20 protein-coding genes are annotated in these 21,331 nt (G+C 36.9%); 10 read left to right on the forward strand and 10 right to left on the reverse strand.

What is annotated here, in order from left to right; translation table 11 throughout:
* Together ACYVFA_RS15715 and ACYVFA_RS15720 are read right to left on the reverse strand one after the other, a co-directional pair.
* The gene (locus ACYVFA_RS15715; RefSeq protein ID WP_460472795.1) at positions 1-453 is read right to left on the reverse strand and encodes a GNAT family N-acetyltransferase; all 453 of its coding nucleotides are present in this window, start codon (positions 451-453) and stop codon (positions 1-3) included.
* Positions 454-523: 70 nt separating this feature from the next.
* A complete protein-coding gene (locus tag ACYVFA_RS15720) occupies positions 524-1,558 on the reverse strand; it encodes an RluA family pseudouridine synthase (protein ID WP_460472796.1) in 1,035 nt (344 codons plus the stop codon).
* Here ACYVFA_RS15720 and ACYVFA_RS15725 point away from each other — a divergent pair.
* Both ACYVFA_RS15725 and ACYVFA_RS15730 read left to right on the forward strand, forming a co-directional pair.
* The gene (locus ACYVFA_RS15725; protein ID WP_460472797.1) at positions 1,548-2,528 is read left to right on the forward strand and encodes a 1-aminocyclopropane-1-carboxylate deaminase/D-cysteine desulfhydrase; all 981 of its coding nucleotides are present in this window, start codon (positions 1,548-1,550) and stop codon (positions 2,526-2,528) included. The two genes, ACYVFA_RS15720 and ACYVFA_RS15725, sit on opposite strands and share 11 nt — an antisense overlap.
* Before the next feature lie 69 nt (positions 2,529-2,597).
* Positions 2,598-3,317 (forward strand): 6-phosphogluconolactonase, encoded by a 720-nt coding sequence (locus ACYVFA_RS15730; protein ID WP_460472798.1) that lies wholly within the window; start codon positions 2,598-2,600, stop codon positions 3,315-3,317.
* On the opposite strand, the gene ACYVFA_RS15735 is transcribed toward ACYVFA_RS15730, so the two are convergent.
* The 3 genes from ACYVFA_RS15735 to ACYVFA_RS15745 all read right to left on the reverse strand — a co-directional run bounded on the left by ACYVFA_RS15735 (position 3,306) and on the right by ACYVFA_RS15745 (position 7,024).
* Positions 3,306-4,166 (reverse strand): DUF5694 domain-containing protein, encoded by an 861-nt coding sequence (locus tag ACYVFA_RS15735; RefSeq protein ID WP_460472799.1) that lies wholly within the window; start codon positions 4,164-4,166, stop codon positions 3,306-3,308. The two genes, ACYVFA_RS15730 and ACYVFA_RS15735, sit on opposite strands and share 12 nt — an antisense overlap.
* An 82-nt stretch (positions 4,167-4,248) precedes the next feature.
* Positions 4,249-5,721, reverse strand: a complete 1,473-nt coding sequence (locus ACYVFA_RS15740) for a capsule assembly Wzi family protein (protein WP_460472800.1) — start codon at positions 5,719-5,721, stop codon at positions 4,249-4,251.
* Between the two features lie 64 nt (positions 5,722-5,785).
* Positions 5,786-7,024, reverse strand: coding sequence for a DUF819 family protein (locus ACYVFA_RS15745; protein ID WP_460472801.1), 1,239 nt, complete (start codon positions 7,022-7,024; stop codon positions 5,786-5,788).
* 584 nt (positions 7,025-7,608) lie between these two features.
* Here ACYVFA_RS15745 and ACYVFA_RS15750 point away from each other — a divergent pair.
* The 3 genes from ACYVFA_RS15750 (at position 7,609) to ACYVFA_RS15760 (ending at position 10,573) form a co-directional block, all read left to right on the forward strand.
* The gene (locus ACYVFA_RS15750) at positions 7,609-8,073 is read left to right on the forward strand and encodes an Lrp/AsnC ligand binding domain-containing protein (protein WP_460472802.1); all 465 of its coding nucleotides are present in this window, start codon (positions 7,609-7,611) and stop codon (positions 8,071-8,073) included.
* Between the two features lie 120 nt (positions 8,074-8,193).
* On the forward strand, positions 8,194-10,065 hold the full coding sequence (locus ACYVFA_RS15755) for a hypothetical protein (protein WP_460472803.1): 1,872 nt from the start codon (positions 8,194-8,196) through the stop codon (positions 10,063-10,065).
* A gap of 121 nt (positions 10,066-10,186) precedes the next feature.
* Positions 10,187-10,573 (forward strand): sugar 3,4-ketoisomerase, encoded by a 387-nt coding sequence (locus tag ACYVFA_RS15760; protein WP_460472804.1) that lies wholly within the window; start codon positions 10,187-10,189, stop codon positions 10,571-10,573.
* Between the two features lie 84 nt (positions 10,574-10,657).
* Here ACYVFA_RS15760 and hslV read toward each other — a convergent pair whose 3' ends face one another.
* The 5 genes from hslV to rfaD form a co-directional block, all read right to left on the reverse strand.
* A complete protein-coding gene (gene hslV, locus ACYVFA_RS15765; protein WP_460472805.1) occupies positions 10,658-11,194 on the reverse strand; it encodes an ATP-dependent protease subunit HslV in 537 nt (178 codons plus the stop codon).
* A gap of 1 nt (position 11,195) precedes the next feature.
* Positions 11,196-11,753, reverse strand: coding sequence for a hypothetical protein (locus ACYVFA_RS15770; RefSeq protein WP_460472806.1), 558 nt, complete (start codon positions 11,751-11,753; stop codon positions 11,196-11,198).
* Positions 11,754-13,376: a pyruvate dehydrogenase complex dihydrolipoamide acetyltransferase gene (locus tag ACYVFA_RS15775; RefSeq protein ID WP_460472807.1), complete on the reverse strand. Its 1,623-nt coding sequence runs from the start codon at positions 13,374-13,376 to the stop codon at positions 11,754-11,756.
* A 268-nt stretch (positions 13,377-13,644) separates the two neighbouring features.
* Entirely contained in the window at positions 13,645-15,432 is a 1,788-nt protein-coding gene (gene lepA, locus ACYVFA_RS15780) for an elongation factor 4 (RefSeq protein WP_460472808.1), read from the reverse strand.
* A gap of 166 nt (positions 15,433-15,598) precedes the next feature.
* Positions 15,599-16,564, reverse strand: coding sequence for an ADP-glyceromanno-heptose 6-epimerase (rfaD, locus tag ACYVFA_RS15785; RefSeq protein WP_460472809.1), 966 nt, complete (start codon positions 16,562-16,564; stop codon positions 15,599-15,601).
* Between the two features lie 212 nt (positions 16,565-16,776).
* On the opposite strand from rfaD, the gene ACYVFA_RS15790 reads away from it, so the two are divergent.
* From ACYVFA_RS15790 to ACYVFA_RS15810, 5 genes are all read left to right on the forward strand, one after another.
* Positions 16,777-17,187, forward strand: a complete 411-nt coding sequence (locus ACYVFA_RS15790; RefSeq protein ID WP_460472810.1) for a 6-pyruvoyl trahydropterin synthase family protein — start codon at positions 16,777-16,779, stop codon at positions 17,185-17,187.
* 160 nt (positions 17,188-17,347) lie between these two features.
* A complete protein-coding gene (lpxB, locus tag ACYVFA_RS15795; RefSeq protein WP_460472811.1) occupies positions 17,348-18,472 on the forward strand; it encodes a lipid-A-disaccharide synthase in 1,125 nt (374 codons plus the stop codon).
* Between the two features lie 21 nt (positions 18,473-18,493).
* A complete protein-coding gene (locus tag ACYVFA_RS15800) occupies positions 18,494-18,979 on the forward strand; it encodes a hypothetical protein (protein WP_460472812.1) in 486 nt (161 codons plus the stop codon).
* A gap of 122 nt (positions 18,980-19,101) precedes the next feature.
* Positions 19,102-20,547 carry a Fe-S cluster assembly protein SufB gene (gene sufB / locus ACYVFA_RS15805; RefSeq protein ID WP_460472813.1) on the forward strand — a complete coding sequence of 482 codons (1,446 nt, stop codon included), beginning with the start codon at positions 19,102-19,104 and terminating at the stop codon, positions 20,545-20,547.
* A gap of 129 nt (positions 20,548-20,676) precedes the next feature.
* Positions 20,677-21,264: a Crp/Fnr family transcriptional regulator gene (locus tag ACYVFA_RS15810; protein WP_460472814.1), complete on the forward strand. Its 588-nt coding sequence runs from the start codon at positions 20,677-20,679 to the stop codon at positions 21,262-21,264.
* The last annotated feature ends 67 nt before the right edge of the window (positions 21,265-21,331 follow it).

Consider the following 21,331-nt stretch of genomic DNA (forward strand, 5'->3'; position numbering starts at 1 on the left):
TCAAAAATCTAAGTGGCAGTTAATCCACTCGCCATCGAATCTTGTCGGGAAATTCTTACGGTAGAAATTAATAGCCGGTTCATTCCAGTCTAATACCTGCCACATCATTCCGGTACATTCGGTTTTTTTCGCTTCTTCAATTGTTTTGTCGAATAGCAATTTGCCTAATCCATTGCCACGCATGGCCTCAGTTACCACAATATCTTCCAGATACAATCTTTTGCCTTTCCAGGTTGAATAGCGATAATAATAAATAGAAATACCCTGAATTTTGCCATCTACTTCTGCCACAAAACAGCCAAAGATTTTGTTTTTGCCAAAACCATCTTTTACCATCATTTCTACGGTATTAGTAACCTGCTCGGGGGCTTTTTCATAAACAGCTAATTCATATACCAGGTTAAAAACCTGTGGAATGTCTTCTTTTTTTATTTTTCTGATTTTGATTTTCATCAGTAGGTTTATTTAGGTTTTTATATTTACTCTTTCGGTTGACAAATTCTCTATTTTATCTGAAATTATCTTATTCAGTTACATAATTTTCCCATTTTGTCAGCACTCGCTTAAAATCATCGGGCAACTCGGTATCAAATTGCATCCATTGCTTTGTACGTGGGTGAATAAAACCTAAAGTTTTGGCATGAAGTGCTTGTCGGGGTATGATTTCAAAGCAATTCTCTACAAATTGCTTGTACTTGTTAAAGAGTTGTCCTCTTAATACCTTATCACCTCCATAGTCAGCATCATTAAATAATGGATGACCCAAGTGCTTCATGTGCACACGTATCTGATGCGTACGGCCTGTTTCCAGATTACATTGAATCAATGATACATAGCGTAAATCCTTTAGGACTTTATAATGGGTAATAGCTTCTTTACCTTGTGAAGCATCAGGAAATACATCTGATACTTTTCGGTTTTTAAGGCTTCTGCCCAGGTAATTATGGATCGTTCCGCTTTCTTCTTTAGGTACTCCCCATATTAATGCGTAGTAAGTTCTTTCTATGGTATGTTCAAAAAACTGATTGGCCATAAATGTCATGGCATAATCGGTTTTGGCAATAACCAGCAAGCCGGAGGTATCTTTATCTATTCTATGAACTAAGCCAGGGCGGATTTCTCCGTTTCTGTGAGTTGGTAAATTTTGCAGATAATAAATCAAACCATTCACTAATGTGCCTGTCCAATTCCCAAAAGCTGGGTGAACAACCATTCCAGCAGGCTTATTAATTATCAGAATATCATCATCTTCAAACACAATATTGAGTGGAATATTCTCAGGAATAAGTTCTGTATTTCTGGGAGGCTTAGGTAAAGAATAGGTGATAACATCAAAAGGTTTTACCTTATAGCTTGCCTTGGCGGTTTGCCCATTTACTTTAATCGTTTCAGCTTCAATCGCATTCTGGATACGATTGCGTGAAAGATTTTTAGAAAAATGAGGTAAATATTTATCGAGTCTCATCAATGCCTGGCCTTTATCAACTACCACTCGTTGATGCTCATAAAGTTCGTCCTCTTCTTCTTCGTTATCAATATTCTCTTGTATGTCAGACATTCTATTTAATTTTGGTGAAAATCTAAAAATTGCCTGTTTAATCTGTTTCAATACAGAATTAAACTCTCATTTATTGCACAAAGATATGCTTGATTTTGAGAAAATACTAAATCTGCCTTCTCCATTAGAATTGATTAATGAATCTGCGTTTGAAGAAAAAGGGCTAAAAGTTTTTGTAAAAAGAGATGATTTGATTCATCCACAGATTTCGGGAAACAAATGGCGAAAATTGAAGTTTAACCTTTTAGAAGTAAAGAAGCGAGGCTTTAGTAAATTAATCACTTTCGGAGGTGCGCATTCAAATCATTTATATGCTGTTGCTGCAATTGGAAAATATTTAGGGTTTGAGACAAGTGGTATTATCAGGGGAGATGAATTAAATGAAGCATCAAGCTTTACTTTACAATATGCCCATGAATGTGGCATGCAATTGCATTTTGTAACAAGAGAAGCGTATAGAGACAAAAGCCGACTATTAGAAATATATAGCAAAGACGACCAGTATATATTGCCAGAAGGTGGAACAAATCATCTCTCATTAGTAGGCGTAGGAGAGATGTATAATGAAATAGAGAGTCAATTAGGCTACGTACCCGATTATATATTTTGTCCTGTGGGTTCTGGAGGTACAATAGCCGGCCTGATTAATGCCACTTCTGAAACCCGGATTATGGGTATTTGTGTATTGAAAAATGCACAATATTTAGCATCTGAAATAATGTCACTGATTGAGAATAAAGAAAATGCGGTGAGCAAAAACTTTGAAATTTTCTGGAATTTTCATCAGGGGGGCTATGCAAAAAACACACCTGAATTAATTTCGTTTATCAAGAAATTTGAAGCAAATCATCAGATACGATTAGAGCATGTGTACTCTGGAAAGATGTTTTTTGCTTTTTATGAATTATTGAAAACTGAAATTAAAAATAATAGTACTGTTGTATTAATTCATACAGGAGGATTACGTTGATTCTTCACAAATTTGAATATTTTTGCAGCGAGCATCGGAGTCCATCATTATCTTAAAAACCTTTATCCTATGGAAGTTAAAGTATTCGAAAATCCAAATGAATTAGCTGAACAGACAGCACAATTTATTATCAATCTAGTAAGAGAGAAACCAACTGCAACCCTGATTCTTACCTCAGGTGATACACCTGTAAAAACCTATAAAAAAATAGTTGAATTAGCTCAGCCAGGTGATTTTGATCAGGCAACCGTGATTGGCTTAGACGAGTGGGTAGGTGTGCCTGCCACCAGTGAAGGAAGTTGCCGATATATTGTAGAAGAAAATTTATTGAAACCTCTCAATGTTAACCCTGCGCAATACACTTTTTTTGATTCAATGACGGATGATTTACAAAGCGAATGTACGCGAGTAGATAAATTGATTTTTGAAAAAGGCGGTGCCGATTTCATTATAGTGGGTGTTGGTCTGAATGGCCATATAGGATTAAATGAACCGGGAACAAGTTTCGATTTGTATTGTCATGTATCAAAACTGGCAGAAATTACAATAAGCACCGGACAGAAATATTTTAATCAAAATACAGAGCTTACACAAGGAATAACTATTGGCTTAAAGCACTTGCTGGAAGCTAAAACTGCGATAATGATTGCAACGGGAGAGAAAAAGGCTGAAATTATACAAGAAGTAGTGCTTCAGGACCCTAATATTAATTTACCAGCCACAGTTTTCAAAAAGCATATCAATGGCCATATCTGGATTGATAAAGAAGCCGCATCCTTACTTCAATAGGGTAGCAGCATCAACTACTTCAAAATAGGGGTGGGTTTTTAGCATATCTCGTAAGACTTGAATATGCCCACCGCCAATAATCACTAATAATTTACGGTCTGAAGGACTGACACGAAGGAGTATATTCTGGAGTATTTTAGTATTCCGAAGATACTCCTTCGCTGTGAATTCTGCACCATATCCATTGGTATTCGTATCCATCCAACCTGTTATATTAAAATAATGCAGGGTGGCAATACTTTCTTCCGAATTCAATAGCATCAGATGATCTTTGATACTTAGGTTTTTCCAGGTTTCATATCGCGCTAAATAATCTTTCAAGGCTTTATTTACACTTGGATTTGCTTTAAAGTACGCATCATAAGAAGGGCGTTTTCTTTCTAATTCATGAGAATAAAAACTTGCTAGGGTGTCTACTTTATTTCGTGCTATTTTTAAGCCCGGTACTAGTTCAGGCTGTACGTAATTCACGCAAGTTACTCCAGTCGGATGATTAAGTTTATGAGCCAGTTTTATTCCTAATTGATAGATTTCATTAAATTCTACATTGCGTTCTGTGGGTTTGAGTCCATTCTGATAGTTTTTATAGACATTATCCCAGAATGACTGGGTATCGGGAGTATTCTCCACAAAAATTTTATCCGGCTTAAATTGAGCCAAAGCATCCACTACTTCAGAAATCTGATGCTGACGATTGGGAGAAAGCAAATCAGTCAAAGAGCCTTGTTTATAATCGGGTGTTTCTCCCATATGAAAGACACCGAGAAACGCGATTTGAATTCTTCCACTTTGGGCTAATAATTGAAAAGAAGTAGTTATCAGGAAAACAAATAGGGTGATTTTCTTCATTTGAGAGGGCTTTGCCATAAACTTAGCAAAAAGGAAGCAAATTAGAAAGGAGTTATAAGTTTAAGGAACAAAGAATCAGGTCTTACCACCTTTTAACAATTGAAACATAGGAACCAAAATTATCTCTGATTAAGTCACCATGATCGACTGCTATATTTACGTTTAAGAAGGCTTTTAATCTACTCAAAGGAATAGAAGTATTCACACTATAAGATATTTGTGTGACAGGTGTAATTGGTTTGCCGATTACATCATAAGAGCCAAAATTCTTGCTATAGGATATTCTATTGGTAAAATTAATCGTACCAATCTGATTTGCGAGCCCTAAATAACAAGCCCAGACCCGATTATTATTAACAAAAATATAGTTATTATCCACCTGCTTTTCGGACCTGAGATTTTCTTCTGGGGTTAAGAATGGCGTACCAATGGTATTGCGGTTATAAGACCACCCATCGAGGTATTGCTGGTGATTGAAGATAAAGTTTTCTTCGTTCGGGTGGCGATCAGGTAAGCCCAAAAGTCTGCCAAAAGCAGCGACATAATGCCCTTGGTTTTTGGTATAGAGATATTCAAATACTATTTTTTTGAAGGCAGATTTTTCAGGAGTAAAGCTTATCCCATATAAACCATCGTCAGTATTGGTGAGTCCAAAAAGCTGACCATCATCAAAAATAAATTGCTTATACAATAACAATTTACTTTTCTTAATGGTAATCTCTGCACCTGCATCCAGCGAGCCTAAATGATTACCAAAACGGTTTCCCAACTCAAACTTATTATAATCCTCATATTTTGATGCTATGCCCCATAGTTTTTTAAATGGAAACACCACATTGCCATAAACAAACCAATCTTCCGGGAATTTGCCATTGAATAATCTATCATCTCCCTCAGGTAATTTTACTTTAGGTGAGCCACCCCACTGTACATTATGAACAATACCACCATATAATTTTACTTTCGCCTGAGGTGTGCCAAGTCTTAAAAAGAGAGATTTCTGATGGAGATAATATCCTTGTGCATATCGCTGGTCGCCAAACCATCCGTGTGCAAACATCCCTTTAAAACTAAGCCATTTGAAGAATAACCTGGTATAATTCGGAATGCCTACCTGAACTCTGGGTAGGGGCAGTGCATTGCCCGACCATGAAATAGAACCTGAACTAAGTGTAGTGTCAACCAGACCATATATCTCTTTTTTTCGCCCTGCATAAATCTGGAAGATACCTATTTTGGCAGAAATATATCCCTCCGGAACAATTAATTGGGGTTTATTTCCGAGTATAGTTACCAGTTCTGCACCATAATCAAGTCTGAAAAATTTATTGAGCGTGTCTTTTTTAGTTCTTAAAATCTGACGACATACAAAGGCAGGAAGTTCTTTGGGAATACTTCCATATTGATTACTGGCTTGCCAGAAGGGAAGCTTATTGGTAAGAGAAAAATATCCTCCCACTTCAAATTCATAATTGAATTTGTTTTTAAGCTGTTTTTCCTGGGCAAAGACAACAGTTGTACTTAAAAGAATTAGTATAGCGGTAAATATTTTCATTACAGCATTTTGGGGCTACTTTTTGGGTTGCATAATCACAATTAATACAAGACAAAAACAATGCCTAATTTGCAATCCATTGCATAATTAGGCCAGTAAGGTATCCACAATAAGTACCGATGGCATTTCCTAAGATAGCCAGCAGCACTCCAATAGGCGCTAAAGAAGGATGAAAAGCTGCGGCTACTACTGAGGCAGAGGCTACACCACCTACGTTCGCCTGTGAGCCAACCGCTGTAAAAAAGAAAGGAGCTCTCACCATTCTAGCTGCTATTAAGGTAAAAATAGCGTGTGTCAGAATCCAGATTAAGCCAACAATAAACAAAGTTGGATTCTGAAAAGCATCAAAAATATGTAACTGCATACCAATGGTGGCAATCAGAATATAGAGAAACAAAGTGCCAAATTTAGTTGCTCCCCAGGCATCTAGCTGCCGTGCCTTTGTGGTCGATAATATCAGACCGGAAGAAGAAGCAATAGTCACAATCCAGAACGATTTAGATGCCAGACTATAGGCTTTCAGCGTCGGATAATTCTTTTCTATAAATGGCGCAATCAAATCCGCAAGAAAATGTGAAACAGCAGTAATACCAAAGCCCACAGCCAGCAAAATCATTAATTCCTGAAAGTCAGGATTCTTTTGTTTCACACCATTATTCTCAACCTTAATTCTTATTTCTTCAATGACAGAAGAATCGGCCTGCATTTTTTTATCTATGATAGTCGCCTTTCCGACAAAATAGAGCAGTAATCCCAGCCATAATTCAGAGAATAATACATCTATGACACTTGTTTGAGCAAAAACGTTGGGAGCAGGCTGAAATATTTCTTTCAGTGCTAATTGGTTGGCATTGCCACCTGTCCAGCTTCCGGCAATAGTGGCCAATCCTCTCCATACTTCTTCACCATTTTTATTGAGAAAACCCGGATCAATTGCTTTTCCAACCCACAAAGCTAAAGGTCCGCCTACCATTACACCAATGGCCCCAATCAGAAACACAAATAAAGCCTTTCCTCCTAATCTTTTGATAGCCTGAAAATCAATACCCAGTGTAAAAAATACCAAACAAGTCGGTAATAAAAATCGTGATGCTGTTTCATCCAGTTGAGATTGGTCTGCCGAAATAACATTGAATGAACTTAATAAGCCCGGAATGAAAAAACATAACAAGATGGGTGGAATGATTTTATAGATTTTCTCAAAGGCTTTGACTCTGGTAGAGTAAAAAATAAGCGCTAATGTACCAAGTAAAATACCTAACACAATTGCATCATTTGTGATTAGAGGAGAGTTTGGGTTCATGAACGAGAAAGTTTGATTTTCTTTGTTGAATAAACTAATATTTTAACACAATATGCAAAATAAGAACCACTAAGAAATGGCACTTAAACATCGAAAAATGGCAAAAAACGGCTCAAATAAAAAACACGCAATCCTCAATTCGGAACTGCGTGTCGCAATTACACTTCATCAACAAACTAAAAACCAAATAATGTTTTTGTTAAGCAAACATACTTAAAAAAAAAGTATGAAAGAAATTTATTCATAAATCTTTCATACTTCACGCTGTAAGAGGGGGACTCGAACCGCCCACGGTGTAGTTAGCCACAGTACAAAATTTGGTGGTCAATCCCAGTCGACTAAAATTGTCCGGCTTTATGCTGCGTTTGTCCTATTATCACCACCCCCGAGACAGGAGGGCATGGCTGCCAATTTCATCACCTTACATTATCATCATCAAGGCCGTCTCTCTTTCGCTTTGACATTACAAAGGTACTACATATTTCAGTATAATTGCAAATTTTTTATAAAATTTCTCAAATATTTGAATAAATATTAAATAAATGGCGTATTTATTGATAAATTCGCAAAAATATATACTCTGAATGGACAAAAATTTAGAAATTGATAAAACAGATCTGAAGATTTTATCATTATTAATGCAAGATGCTAAGATGCCTTATACCGCAATCGGAGAAAAAATCTTTGTTTCAGGGGGCACAGTGCATGTAAGGATGGCAAAAATGGAACAAATGGGTATTGTAAAAGGTTCGCAATTGATTGTTGATCCTGAAAAACTAGGCTGGGACATCAGTGCTTTCATTGGCATATACTTAGATAAAAGTTCTCTATATGATGAAGTAGCCGATCAGTTAGAGAAAATACCCGAAGTAGTTAGTATTAACTATACAACTGGAATGTATAGTATTTTTGCCAAGATAGTGTGCCGCGATACACCACACTTACGAGAAGTCCTTCATGATAAAGTGCAAAAAGTTCAGGGTATTCAACGAACCGAAACTTTTATCTCTTTGGAAGAAAGAACCGTACGCCCAATCCCGCTTTTATAAAATACTTGTAAAGCATTCCAACCTTTTTTATAGAACGCCAGTCAGTGTTTTAAATTAGAAAGGTTATGATAAAATTGATACATTTGTGTTTTAAATTCCGCTGGGATAGCAACACATTGAATGAACTTTCGAGCATCAAGGCAAAATCAGATTTTTATTTTTATTGCAGTTTTACTTCCTGTTATTTATGGAGTTTTCTTTATCCGGAATTTCAGCTTGCCGCTAACGGGAGGGGGAGATGTTGACGAATGGGAATATGTTGGTTATTTTTTAGCCGAAAATATTCACTTCGATATTTTTCCGCAAATTGCGCTACAACAAAATCAGACATTTTATCCTTTTGGTACCACCCAGGCGTTCTCTGACTGGTCGCTTGAAAGTAATTATTGGTTCGCTTTCTTCTATAAAAACTGGGGACATGGCGCGTGGCTAAATTATTATTATGTGCTGAGCCTTATTACATCTTTTTTGGGATCCTATTTACTATTAAAGAAAGAGTTTGGGCAGAATAAGGCATTTTTTGTGGGATTTGTAGTGACATTTTTTAATTTCTATGCGCTAAATAAATATCCACATCATTTTAATCATAGCACTATCCATTGGACAATCCTGAGTATATTCTCTGATTTCATATTAACCAAGAGAATCATTCAGCGAGAGAGTATCTCTTTGAAGTGGGTATTTTTAAAAGCGTTTTTGCTGATTGCTACACTTGGAATGAATCTAGGTTATATCTGCGGATTTGCCCTGACAAGTTTTGTCTTAAGTCTATTTGTAGTTGCGGTTATATTAATAAAGAGGTATTTAAAAAAGGAGAATCAATTAGGTACATATTTCAATAATTGGGGTAAAGAATTAAAAAACGGAATTGGTTTATATACACTAGTGGCCATTCCACCTCTTTTGTTGTTATATTTTTATTTACCTATTGTATGGCAGATTTACAAAGAGTCGCAGTCGTTGCATTTTAATAATGCCCAGTCGCCCCATCTTTGGAGCCATCCTTTGAGAATGTTATTTCCGTATTTGCCTTTTTTCAATGCTACTCAGAACCCGATGACTGAATTATTGAGAGATATGCCCGAAGGGTTGGGGTCTGGAAGTCCGGGTTGGTTTTGCTTAGGATTAGGAATAATAGGATACTTTTCAAACTGGAAGAAATATTGGCTGGTATTTTTACCACTTGTGATATTACTGGTTATCTCAACCTTTTATCACCCAAACAGAGTACCGACACTAAAGATTTTTCCTTGGGGTACTTTTAATCGTGTGCCATCAAGGTTTACTTCGATATTACCCGTTATTTTTTGCTGCTTCATCTTACCATTTGATTTATTCAAGCTGAAGTCGCATAAAATATTGATTGGCGTACTTGCCTTATTATTTTTGGTAGAAGGAATAGTAGTTTATCTGTTTTTATATAATAAAGAGACTTATAGAGTCGATAAGAATTTTTTCAACTATATGTCAGTAGTTGAAAAGCAGAAAGGTGAGGCGGTTCTGGACTTTCCATTTTGTGTGGTAGGAGGGGATGGAACGGGTTTGAAAGAAAATCTTTGCCCGATTTTTCAGAAGACCTGTAATGTGTATGCGCTAAGGAGATTTCATCAGAAAAAGGTAATTGGAGGGTATTATAGCCATATACATCCAGCAGCGATTAAAGGCTTTGTTGATATAGGTGTCGGAAACCTGACTGAGCCTGATTCAAGAGATTGGCGGAATGCTTCAAGGATAATTAATGAGTTTTCAGAAGAGCAGCTGGCATACTTTATTAAGTATTTTCAGTATAATGATTTTTCGGGAATCAACTTATGTATTGATTTGATTCCGGAAAAAATGTATAATCAAATTGTTAATAAAATAGGCAAGCCGACACAAAGTACAATATTCCCGGGAGCAGGAAGAGTGGTCTTTATTCCAAAACCAGCCACCTGGAACGGCTTAATTGACAAAAAGAAAGCATTAGGGATGAAGTTCCCTTGTGGTTGTTAAATAAGAAAAAAGGAATTTTAATTCGATTTAGAGGCTAAGGCTTTTAAATGATAAAAAAAAGGCTTTATTTTACAGTATACTCGCAATTTTTAACTATTATAACTAAGCTTAGCATAGCCTCATGGCAAAACTATTTCATTTACAAACGTTTTCATCAGAAAAGGGAAGCCTGACGGTTTTTGAAAAAATATTGTCAGGGGGTATCAAAAGGATTTTTTATATATATGATGCTGAAAATCAAATAAGAGGTGGGCATAGACATAAACAGGCTTATAATGCTTTAACTTGTGTGAGTGGGAGTTGCAAAGTTTTTGTAGATGATGGAGAAGAACAACACGTGTACGATTTAGATGCTCCTGATATGTGCTTGTTACTTGACCCTAAAGATTGGCATGAAATGTATGATTTTTCTGAAAACGCAGTCCTTTTAGTATTATCAGACCAATTCTACGACCAAGAAGATTATATTTTTGAAAGATACCCTGAAAAAAAACTTAGTCAAATCTGATATAATGCTATTGAAAGAAACTCTACAATAAAAAACCACCTTAGAAATGATTCATAAGGTGGTATCTTAAAAAAAATTATACTATTAAAGTGTTTCAATAATAATATTATGGTTGGTATAGATACAAATATCAGCCGCGATATTCAATCCTTCTTGTACCATTTCATGTGCGCTTAATTTGGGTGCATGTCTTTTCAACGCAATAGCTGCCGATTGTGCATACATACTTCCTGAACCAATTGCTGCAATCTGATTGTCAGGCTCTAATACATCACCTGTGCCAGAAATAACTAATAGTTCTGTTTCGTTAGCTACTATTAACATTGCCTCCAATTTGCGGAGGTATCTATCCATACGCCAATCTTTGGCCAGTTCAATCGCGGCACGCTTCATATTGCCTCCATAAGAGTTTAATTTCTCTTCAAAGCGTTCAATCAATGTAAATGCATCAGCAGTTGAACCTGCAAATCCGGCCAGTATTTTACCACCAAATAGTTTTCTTACTTTTCTTACATTGCTTTTGGCGATCGTATTACCCATTGTGGCCTGTCCATCAGCACCCAGAGCTACTTTGCCATCATGAATGATTCCAAGGACGGTTGTTGCGTGTATTTTTTCCATCTTATTCTTTAGATTCTATGGAAGAAATCTTCCAGCTATTTTCTTCTAAATCGAAATTATAAATCAATGTTTGTACATAAGGTTTTTTGATATTCACTGTTACCTTGGCTTTAGTTTTATCTATTTTAGTTGCAGAACTATTCTTCAACGCATAGACCAATTGCGCAGTAGTAGGAGGGTCTTGCGATAGCAAGTACCTGTCGTAATCCAACCTTTCAGCAATTTCCTTTTTTGCTACTATAGCCTGTTTTTCTGCTAACTCACTTTTCAGGCTCTTCATGTAAATACTTGAAAATAATCCGGTCTTCTGAATAGCTACCAGATAATTTTCCAGACACTTTTTATTAATTTTCGTAATATCTAATCCTTCTCCCTCAAAGCAATTATTCTCATCTGGTAATTGTTCTGATTTACCTACCCAGTTAAAGAACTTTGTCAATCTTTGTTGAGGTGTTTCCTGGGCATAGGAAGGAATAGCTAATACTAAAAAGCAATAAATCCCCCATATTTTCAATGAGGGATTTATCAGAAATTTTAATTGATATGCTTTCAAAAACATTTATACCAATAATTTATATGGTTCTTCTAACAATTGTTTCAATGTAACCATAAATGCTGCACCTGTTGCGCCGTCTACTACACGGTGGTCACAAGTAAGAGTTAACTTCATGATATTCGTGACAAAGAACTGACCGTCTTTTACACCAACCGCTTCTTTAATGGCACCTACCGCCAGGATACATGATTCTGGAGGATTGATAATTGAGGTAAATTGCTCAATGCCAAACATCCCCAGGTTACTTACGGTAAATGTATTGCCTTCCCAATCTTTCGGTTGTAATTGCTTGTTTTTCGCTTTACCACCTAAATCCTTGGTTTCTGCCGCAATCTGAGAAAGAGTTTTGGTATTAGCAAAACGGATAACAGGCACTAGAAGACCTTCTTCAACTGCTACCGCCATACCAATATGCACATGATGATTTTTACGAATCTTGTCACCCATCCATGAAGCATTTACCATTGGGTGTTTAGTTAACGCTGCTGAAACTGCTTTAATTACCATATCATTGAATGAAATCTTCACAGGAGATATCTCATTCATTGCTTCTCTTGCCTTGATGGCTTTATCCATTGTGATTTCCATCGTCAGATAGAATTCAGGAGCAGAGAATTTAGATTCAGCTAAACGACGAGCGATAGTCTTACGCATTTGCGAAAGTGGCACATCTTCGTAGCTTTCCTGACCCGCAGGAGCAGCAGCTACAGCCGGAGCAGTTGTTTGGCTTTGTGCAGCAGGTTTTGCTTTAGGTTGGAAGCTATCAACATCACTTTTTACAATTCTTCCACCTTCACCCGAGCCACTTACATCTGATATATTGATGCCTTTTTCTTCTGCCAAGCGTTTTGCTAAAGGAGAAGCAAGTATGCGGCCATTATTCGCTGATGTGGTTGGTTCTGGTGTACTTGCAGCTTGCGGAGCAGCAGGAGTAGCGGCAGGCTGTTCTGCTTTCGCTTCTGGCTGAGCTGGGGCGGCAGGAGCGCTTCCGGCACTTAATAATGCCTTATAGTCAGCACCTTCTTCTCCTATTACTGCAATTACCTCATTTACTTTGGCAGCTTGTCCGGCTTCTACACCAATGTATAATAAAGTACCATCTTCATAGGCTTCCAATTCCATCGTAGCTTTATCTGTCTCAATTTCAGCCAGAATATCACCCGATTTTACTTTATCACCTACTTTTTTCAACCATGCATGTATTACCCCTTCTGTCATGGTATCACTCAGAAGTGGCATTTGTACTGTTTTAGCTTTGATATTTGAAGTATCTACTGCCGGAGCCGCGGGTGCAGTAGGTTGTGTCGCAGCTGGAGCAGCTTCTTTCGGAGCTTCAGCTGGTTGTGGAGCAGAACCACCTCCACTTAAAAGGCTTTGATAATCTTCACCAGGCTTACCAATTACAGCCATGATTGCATCAACCGGAACAGACTGGCCTTTTTCTACACCAATATATAGTAGAGTACCTTCAGAATAAGACTCCATATCCATTGTGGCCTTATCTGTTTCAACTTCTGCTAAAATATCGCCTGATTTTACAGTATCTCCAACTTTTTTAAGCCATGCTGCTATAACACCCTCTTCCATGGTGTCGCTCATCTTGGGCATTCGGATTACTTCTGCCATTTTAAAAATTTGCTTGGTTTTGGATTAATGATTTTGCTGCAAAGGTTCGTGCACTTATATCAGAACATCATAGCTGAATAAAAAGTTACGAAGCTTTCAGCAATTTATTGATTTTACTTAGAATCAGATTCAACGAATTTCTTCGATGCCCAAAATTATAATAAAGTCTGTGAATGTCATTCATATTCCAATAAAAACTTTATTAATTCCATTAAGAGCCTTAAATAAAAATCCCTTCCGTCAATAGAATCAGGAAGGGTATTTGTCTTTAGTTAATCTTCAATACAGCCATAAATGCTTCTTGAGGTACTTCTACATTCCCGATTTGTCGCATTCTCTTCTTACCCTTTTTCTGTTTCTCCAAGAGTTTACGTTTACGTGAAATATCCCCACCGTAACACTTGGCAATTACGTCTTTGCGTAGTGCTTTTACTGTTTCACGGGCAATAATCTTGGCACCAATTGCAGCCTGAATAGCAATTTCAAATTGCTGGCGAGGCAATAATTCACGCAATTTCTCACATAGTTTCTTACCCCATTCATAGGCCTTATCACGGTGTACAATCGCCGAAAGTGCATCTACAGGGTCGCCGTTCAATAGAATATCCAGCTTCACCAGATTCGATTCACGGTAGCCAATTAGATGATAATCTAGTGAGGCATAGCCTCTTGATATGGTTTTTAGTTTGTCGAAGAAATCAAATACTACTTCTGAAAGTGGCATTTCAAAAGTCAATTCCACACGAGTTGAAGTAAGGTATACCTGATTTTTCAGTATTCCTCTTTTCTCCATACATAGTCCCATAATTGGGCCTACATATTCGGCGGCGGTTATTATCTGAGCATTAATAAATGGCTCTTCAATCCAGTCAATATAGTTGGGGTCAGGCATTTCTGAGGGAGCAGAAACTTCCATAATTTCACCCTTTTTATCAATTATATGAAAGCGTACTGATGGTACAGTGGTTAAGACAGTCATGTCGAACTCACGTTCCAGACGCTCCTGCACAATTTCCATGTGCAACATTCCGAGGAATCCGCATCTGAAACCAAAACCTAACGCCGCTGATGTCTCAGGTTCCCAGATTAAGGCTGCATCATTCAACTGCAATTTTTCCATTGCCTCACGTAACTCCTCAAACTCCGAAGTATCAACCGGATAGATTCCAGCGAATACCATTGGTTTTACTTCTTCAAAACCTTTAATAGCTTCTTTAGTTGGATTCTCTAAATGTGTAATAGTATCACCTACTTTTACCTCTTTCGCTACTTTAATCCCTGAAATGATGTAACCTACGTCTCCAGTATCTACATAATCGCGGGGCTCTTTGGTCAATCTGAGAATTCCAACCTCATCGGCAATATATTCTTTGCCTGTTGCTACGAATTTTACTTTATCACCTTTAGAGATGCGACCATTTTTTACGCGGAAAATTACCTCAATACCTCTATAAGAGTTAAAGGTTGAATCAAAAATCAAAGCCTGTAATTCTGCATTCGGGTTTCCTTTTGGCGCTTCAATTCGATGAATAATTGCTGCCAGAATTTCATTGATACCAATCCCTTCTTTAGCACTCGCCGGGATAATAGAATCTCTTTCACAACCAATCAGGTCTACAATCTGATCTTTTACCTCCTCGGGCATTGCCCCAGGTAAGTCGATTTTATTCAATACCGGAATGATTTCTAAATTATGGTCTAAAGCCAGAAATAGATTGCTGATCGTTTGTGCTTCAATGCCTTGAGACGCGTCAACTACTAATAGCGCTCCTTCACAAGCAGCAATAGAACGAGAAACTTCATAACTAAAATCAACGTGACCTGGAGTATCAATCAGATTTAAGATATATTCCTGTCCTTCAAACTTATAATTCATCTGAATGGCATGGCTCTTAATCGTGATTCCTCTTTCTCTTTCCAAATCCATATCATCAAGCACCTGGGCTTGCATTTCGCGATCTGAGACGGTATTGGTAAATTGTAAAAGGCGATCGGCAAGTGTACTTTTGCCGTGGTCAATGTGTGCAATAATGCAGAAATTGCGAATATTTTTCATCTAAATGTTCAGTTCCGAGTATCTAAGATAGCTGTTTTAGTTTAATAACTATCTAATATTTATTCGTAACAAAGTCAATCTTTAAAACGGGTGTTTCAATAGAAAATCTGTCTTACAAATCAATTATTTGCAAAAATAGTAAGAAAAGGAGGATAAAATGAAGATTTTAAAGATAATTATCTCCAACTAAATAATTGCTCACGTAATCCTTTACCGAATCTTCTAGAGAAGTGAATGGTTTTTTGTAACCAATCAGGCGTAATTTACTCATATTTGCCTGTGTAAAATACTGGTATTTATCACGAATATCCTCTGGAGTATCTATGAAATCTATCTGAGGTTCAAGATTTAATGCGGCAAATGTAGATTTTACCAGGTCTAAGAATGTACGGGCTTTACCAGTCCCTAAATTATAGATACCAGAGTTACGGCGCGAATGCATCAAATAAATACACACTTCTACCAGATCTTTCACGTATACGAAATCTCTCATTTGCTCACCATCTTTAAAATCAGGGCGATGAGATTTGAAGAGTCTCATTTGTCCGGTAGCCTTAATCTGATTATATGCATGGAAAACAACAGAGGCCATTCTGCCTTTGTGGTATTCATTCGGGCCAAAAACATTGAAGAATTTCAAGCCAGCCCAGAAGAAGGGCGTATCTTTTTGCAGTAAAGCCCACTTATCAAACTCATTTTTCGATTCTCCGTAAGGATTCAGAGGCTTTAACTGAGGAATCTGTAACTCGTTATCATCATAGCCTAACTCACCATTTCCGTAAGTAGCCGCCGAAGAAGCATAGATTAATGGAATCTGATACAGATGGCACTTTTTCCATATCTGCTTTGAGTAATTCAGATTTAATTTATTGAAAATATCCTGGTCAAACTCAGCAGTATCTGTGCGGGCACCAATATGAAAACAGAATTCAACTTCTGCCTGATTTGCGTCTAACCATTCGAAGAATACGTCACGGTGCACAAATTCCTGTATCTTTTTATTCTCTAAATTCTTCATTTTCAGAGGATTAGAGAAGTCATCAACCGCAATAATAAAATTAAAGCCGTCCTGATTCAGGCGTTGTATCAAACAGCTTCCAATGAAACCAGCGGCACCTGTAACAATTATCATAGAACTTTCGTAGTGTTATAAAGTTTGCAAATTTAGTACATTCCGAAACGCAAATCCATAGATTTAACTTCGATTAATTTGGACTTTTTAAAGAATATGCATTGAAATCCTATACATAACAATAGGTTAATGTTTTTTTGATGGTAATTTTGTGAACTTTTTGTAACGAACACCGTTGTTAAAAGTTCAAAAAAGAAAATCAACAAAACATTATGATTCATATTACAAGGCGCGAGCGTTTTAATGCTGCTCATAGATTATGGAATGCAAATTGGTCGGAAGAAAAAAACAGAGAAGTTTTTGGATTATGTTCAAATATTCACGGTCATAACTGGGAATTGATTGTGACAGTGAAAGGTGAAATTGACCCGGATACAGGATTTGTGATGGACTTAAAAGCCCTGAGCAAATTGATGAAACAAGAAGTGATTGATAAGGTTGATCATACTTTCCTCAATGAAGATGTAGAATTCCTGAAAGGTAAATTTCCAAGTACCGAAGTTTTCGCTGTAGAAATCTGGAAGATATTAGCCCCTGTTATTAAAAATGAATATAATAGTAGCTTGCATTGTGTGAAATTAATTGAAACACCTAATCATTATGTGGAGTATTTTGGTGAGTAGGTGTAATATGATTTTATACACACAAGGCATTGTGTTTACTATTTCTGTAATTCAAACAAGCGAAAAGGTATAGTTTTCGTTAGATTTTAGATATTCATTGACCCTTGAAGACGCAATGCATTGCGTCTCTACAAATAATAATAATCACTAAATTCCCCCAATGAAATACTTCATTATCGCAGGCGAAAGGTCAGGAGATTTACATGGTTCTAATCTGGTTACTGCTATTAAGAAAGCAGATGCAGCCGCAGAGATACGAGGGTGGGGTGGAGATTATATGGAAGCGGCCGGCGCAACCATTCTGAAGCATTATAAAAATCTGGCTTTTATGGGTTTTTTTGAGGTTGCGCAGAATCTTTCAAAAATCTTAGGTTTTTTCAAACTTTGCAAAAAACAGATTGAAGAATTTCAACCTGATGCTATTGTATTGATAGATTATTCGGGCTTTAATATGCGGATTGCCAAATGGGCGAAACCACAAGGCTTTAAATTATTCTATTATATTTCTCCTAAAGTATGGGCTTGGAATCAGAAGAGAGCCTTAAAGTTAAAAGAGAATATTGATAAACTATTTGTGATATTCCCATTTGAGGTAGATTTCTTTAAAAAATATGATTATGAGGTAGAGTTTGTGGGTAATCCTTTATTTGATGCGATTGCAGCTTTTAAACCTAATCCTGATTTTTTGAGCCAGAATAATCTTGGAGAAAAGAAAATAATTGCCCTTTTACCGGGTAGTCGTAAGCAGGAAGTTGAACAAATGCTGGAACTCATGGTAGCCACCAAAAAGCAATTTCCCGATTATCAGTTCGTTATTGCAGGAGTAGGCAATCTTTCAAAAGATTTCTACGAACGATTTTTAGCTGATGATATCAGACTGGTTTTCGACCAGGCTTATGATTTACTAAGTCATGCAGAGGCAGCGATGGTAACCAGTGGCACGGCTACATTAGAAACAGCTTTATTTGGTGTGCCTCAGGTAGTTTGTTATAAGATGAGCCCAATTACTTACAGTATAGCCAACCTGGTTATTAAAGTTGAGTTTATTTCTCTGGTAAACCTGATTGCTCAGAAAGAAGTTGTAAAAGAATTGTTACAAGGCGAACTGACAACCGAAAACATTGCCAAAGAAATTAAAAAAGTATTAAATAATTCGACTGAGAGGAAACAGCAAATGGCTGATTATCAAAAGATTAGAGAGGTACTTGGTGGTACAGGAGCGTCTGCTAAAACGGGACAAAGAATTGTAGAGATATTAAATAATAGTAAATTGGTAAATAATTAATCGTAAATAAATTTGTGTAAAATGAGATTTTGCAAAACCTTAATTACCCTCACTATCAGTAGTTTAATTCTTTTTTCGTGCAAAGAAAAAGCAGTAGTTCTCAAATCAAAAACTGAGTATCTGGCAGGAACGGTTTCTAAAACCTGGAAAAATACCAAAGCCGAAGCGACTAACTCTGCTGGACTTAAAGTCGATTTAGTTATTAATCAGGCTGCTTGTGTGGTTGATAATATTTTAATCTTTTATCCGAATAATACTTATGAATTCAGAGAAGGAGCTACCAAATGTGGAGCAAATGACCCTGACCTGATATTAAAATCTAACTGGACGTTTCTGGAAAATGAAACAAAGTTTAAAATTGATAAAATTGTGTTTCAGGGTAGAGAGGTAAACGATGCGGTTTTTGATATTGTGGAGTTAAATGACAATATTTTTACAGGAAAAACCTCCCTTGCTTTGAACGGAGAGACTTTTCAGTTTGTAGCTACATTTCAGCCTGCACAATAGGTTGTATATAGGGTTTACAGAATAAATTTAACAATTTAGCGAATCGTATCGCTATTAAGCCTAAATTTGCGAACAAATATTACTTAGCTTATGTTAAGCAAAAGAGTATAAAGCAAAAATACATGAGTAAAGACTTAGAACTATTAGAAGAATTAACAAGCTCTGAATATAAATACGGCTTTTATACAGACATAGAGGCAGATGAAGTTCCGGCAGGACTAGACGAAAGTGTTGTGCGTTTGATTTCGGAAAAGAAAAATGAGCCTGAGTGGATGTTAGAATGGCGTTTGAATGCTTTCAGAACATGGCAAAACATGACTGAGCCAAAGTGGGCAAATATCCATTATAAACCTGTGGATTTTCAGAGTATTAAATATTATTCTGCTCCGAAGCAGAAGAAGGTAGTTAATAGCCTTGATGAAATTGATCCAGAGTTACGTCGTACTTTCGAGCGTTTGGGGATTTCTTTAAAAGAACAGGAGCGTCTTTCAGGTGTGGCGGTTGATGCCGTTATTGACTCCGTTTCAGTAGCCACTACTTTCAAAACCAAACTGAAAGAATTAGGTATTATTTTCTGCTCTATGTCAGAAGCTATTCAGGAATACCCTGATTTAGTGAAAAAATATCTAGGCTCGGTTGTACCTGTAAAAGATAATTTCTATTCTGCCTTAAACGCAGCCGTATTCTCAGATGGTTCATTCTGTTTTATTCCAAAAGGCGTTCGCTGCCCTATGGAATTATCAACCTATTTCCGTATCAATGCTGCGGGAACAGGTCAGTTTGAGCGTACTTTGATTGTAGCCGAAGAAGGGGCATATGTAAGTTATCTGGAAGGTTGTACAGCACCACAGCGTGATGAAAATCAATTGCACGCAGCTGTGGTTGAAATCTATGCTCATAAAGATAGTGAGGTGAAATATTCAACGGTACAAAACTGGTATCCGGGTGATAAAGAGGGGAAAGGTGGTATTTATAACTTCGTAACCAAACGTGGTTTATGTTTTGGCGAAGGTTCTAAAATATCATGGACACAGGTAGAGACTGGTTCAGCAATTACCTGGAAATATCCATCGGTGATTCTTCGTGGAGATAATTCAATCGGAGAGTTTTATTCGGTGGCCGTTACCAATAATATGCAACAGGCTGATACCGGAACTAAAATGATTCATATCGGTAAAAATACCAAGAGCCGTATCGTATCAAAAGGTATTTCAGCAGGTAAAAGCCAGAACTCATACAGAGGTTTGGTAGATATTTCGAAAAGAGCGCAGAATGCCCGTAATTTCTCACAATGTGATTCATTACTATTAGGAGATAGATGCGGGGCGCATACTTTCCCATATATTGAAGTAAATAACTCATCTGCTACGGTAGAGCATGAAGCAACTACTTCAAAAATTGGTGAAGACCAATTGTTCTATTGTAACCAGAGAGGTATCCCAACTGAACAGGCAGTAGCCCTGATTGTGAACGGATATGTGAAAGAGGTATTGAATCAATTACCAATGGAGTTTGCCGTAGAAGCACAGAAATTATTAGAGATTTCCCTGGAAGGAAGTGTTGGATAATTTTTAACCATACATTTTTATAAAAGACTGCTCAAAAGGCAGTCTTTCTTTTTTTAGTATGAATCAAAGCTTGCTATATACGTATAGAATCAGTAGTTTTGGTAAAACCTGAATCTACTGAATATTTCCATGAGCGACCTCGATATACTAGCCCGCGCTTTACAATCATTGGCCAAGATTGATGAAGATGATTTCAAACTTTCTGCACCCTATTGGCAGCACAAAAATTATAAGAAAGGGGAGTATTATAACGAATACCGAAATGTATGTAAGTATTTAGGATTTATCATTGATGGGGTGTTCAGGACCTATTATGTAGATGATAATTCAGGTGAAGAGAAGAATGTATTCTTTTTCTCAAAAAATCAGGTAGTAGTTTCATTCAAGAGTTTTATTACACAAACCCCTTGTAACTACTTCACCCAATCAATGGTCGATTCAAATATTCTCTATATTCATATTGACGACCTCAATAGATTATATCAGAAATCTCATAAATGGGAACACTTTGGGCGACTGATTGCTGAACTGGCTTTTAACGTTTCGATGAATCGTACAGAAAGTTTCTTGTTTCAAACTCCTGAACAACGTTACCTGCAATTAATTGATGACCATCCAGATATTTTTAATACTATTCCACTTTATCAGATTTCTTCATATCTGGGCATCCAGGGGCCATCATTAAGCCGTATTCGTAAAAGAATTATTGGTAAGTAATTATTTATTAGAACATGTTTAAATTTTGAGAAAGGGCATCGGTTGCTTAAATTGTAAGTGACCAAAC

It is taken from the genome of Emticicia fontis (genome assembly GCF_054779675.1).

Bases quoted from the DNA above. Each gene is read 5' to 3' on its own strand.
- ACYVFA_RS15715 (WP_460472795.1), bottom strand. From the start codon at position 453: ATGAAAATCAAAATCAGAAAAATAAAAAAAGAAGACATTCCACAGGTT.
- ACYVFA_RS15725 (WP_460472797.1), top strand. From the start codon at position 1,548: ATGTCAGACATTCTATTTAATTTTGGTGAAAATCTAAAAATTGCCTGT.
- ACYVFA_RS15720 (WP_460472796.1), bottom strand. From the start codon at position 1,558: ATGTCTGACATACAAGAGAATATTGATAACGAAGAAGAAGAGGACGAA.
- ACYVFA_RS15730 (WP_460472798.1), top strand. From the start codon at position 2,598: ATGGAAGTTAAAGTATTCGAAAATCCAAATGAATTAGCTGAACAGACA.
- ACYVFA_RS15735 (WP_460472799.1), bottom strand. From the start codon at position 4,166: ATGAAGAAAATCACCCTATTTGTTTTCCTGATAACTACTTCTTTTCAA.
- ACYVFA_RS15740 (WP_460472800.1), bottom strand. From the start codon at position 5,721: ATGAAAATATTTACCGCTATACTAATTCTTTTAAGTACAACTGTTGTC.
- ACYVFA_RS15745 (WP_460472801.1), bottom strand. From the start codon at position 7,024: ATGAACCCAAACTCTCCTCTAATCACAAATGATGCAATTGTGTTAGGT.
- ACYVFA_RS15750 (WP_460472802.1), top strand. From the start codon at position 7,609: ATGGACAAAAATTTAGAAATTGATAAAACAGATCTGAAGATTTTATCA.
- ACYVFA_RS15755 (WP_460472803.1), top strand. From the start codon at position 8,194: ATGAACTTTCGAGCATCAAGGCAAAATCAGATTTTTATTTTTATTGCA.
- ACYVFA_RS15760 (WP_460472804.1), top strand. From the start codon at position 10,187: ATGGCAAAACTATTTCATTTACAAACGTTTTCATCAGAAAAGGGAAGC.
- hslV (WP_460472805.1), bottom strand. From the start codon at position 11,194: ATGGAAAAAATACACGCAACAACCGTCCTTGGAATCATTCATGATGGC.
- ACYVFA_RS15770 (WP_460472806.1), bottom strand. From the start codon at position 11,753: ATGTTTTTGAAAGCATATCAATTAAAATTTCTGATAAATCCCTCATTG.
- ACYVFA_RS15775 (WP_460472807.1), bottom strand. From the start codon at position 13,376: ATGGCAGAAGTAATCCGAATGCCCAAGATGAGCGACACCATGGAAGAG.
- lepA (WP_460472808.1), bottom strand. From the start codon at position 15,432: ATGAAAAATATTCGCAATTTCTGCATTATTGCACACATTGACCACGGC.
- rfaD (WP_460472809.1), bottom strand. From the start codon at position 16,564: ATGATAATTGTTACAGGTGCCGCTGGTTTCATTGGAAGCTGTTTGATA.
- ACYVFA_RS15790 (WP_460472810.1), top strand. From the start codon at position 16,777: ATGATTCATATTACAAGGCGCGAGCGTTTTAATGCTGCTCATAGATTA.
- lpxB (WP_460472811.1), top strand. From the start codon at position 17,348: ATGAAATACTTCATTATCGCAGGCGAAAGGTCAGGAGATTTACATGGT.
- ACYVFA_RS15800 (WP_460472812.1), top strand. From the start codon at position 18,494: ATGAGATTTTGCAAAACCTTAATTACCCTCACTATCAGTAGTTTAATT.
- sufB (WP_460472813.1), top strand. From the start codon at position 19,102: ATGAGTAAAGACTTAGAACTATTAGAAGAATTAACAAGCTCTGAATAT.
- ACYVFA_RS15810 (WP_460472814.1), top strand. From the start codon at position 20,677: ATGAGCGACCTCGATATACTAGCCCGCGCTTTACAATCATTGGCCAAG.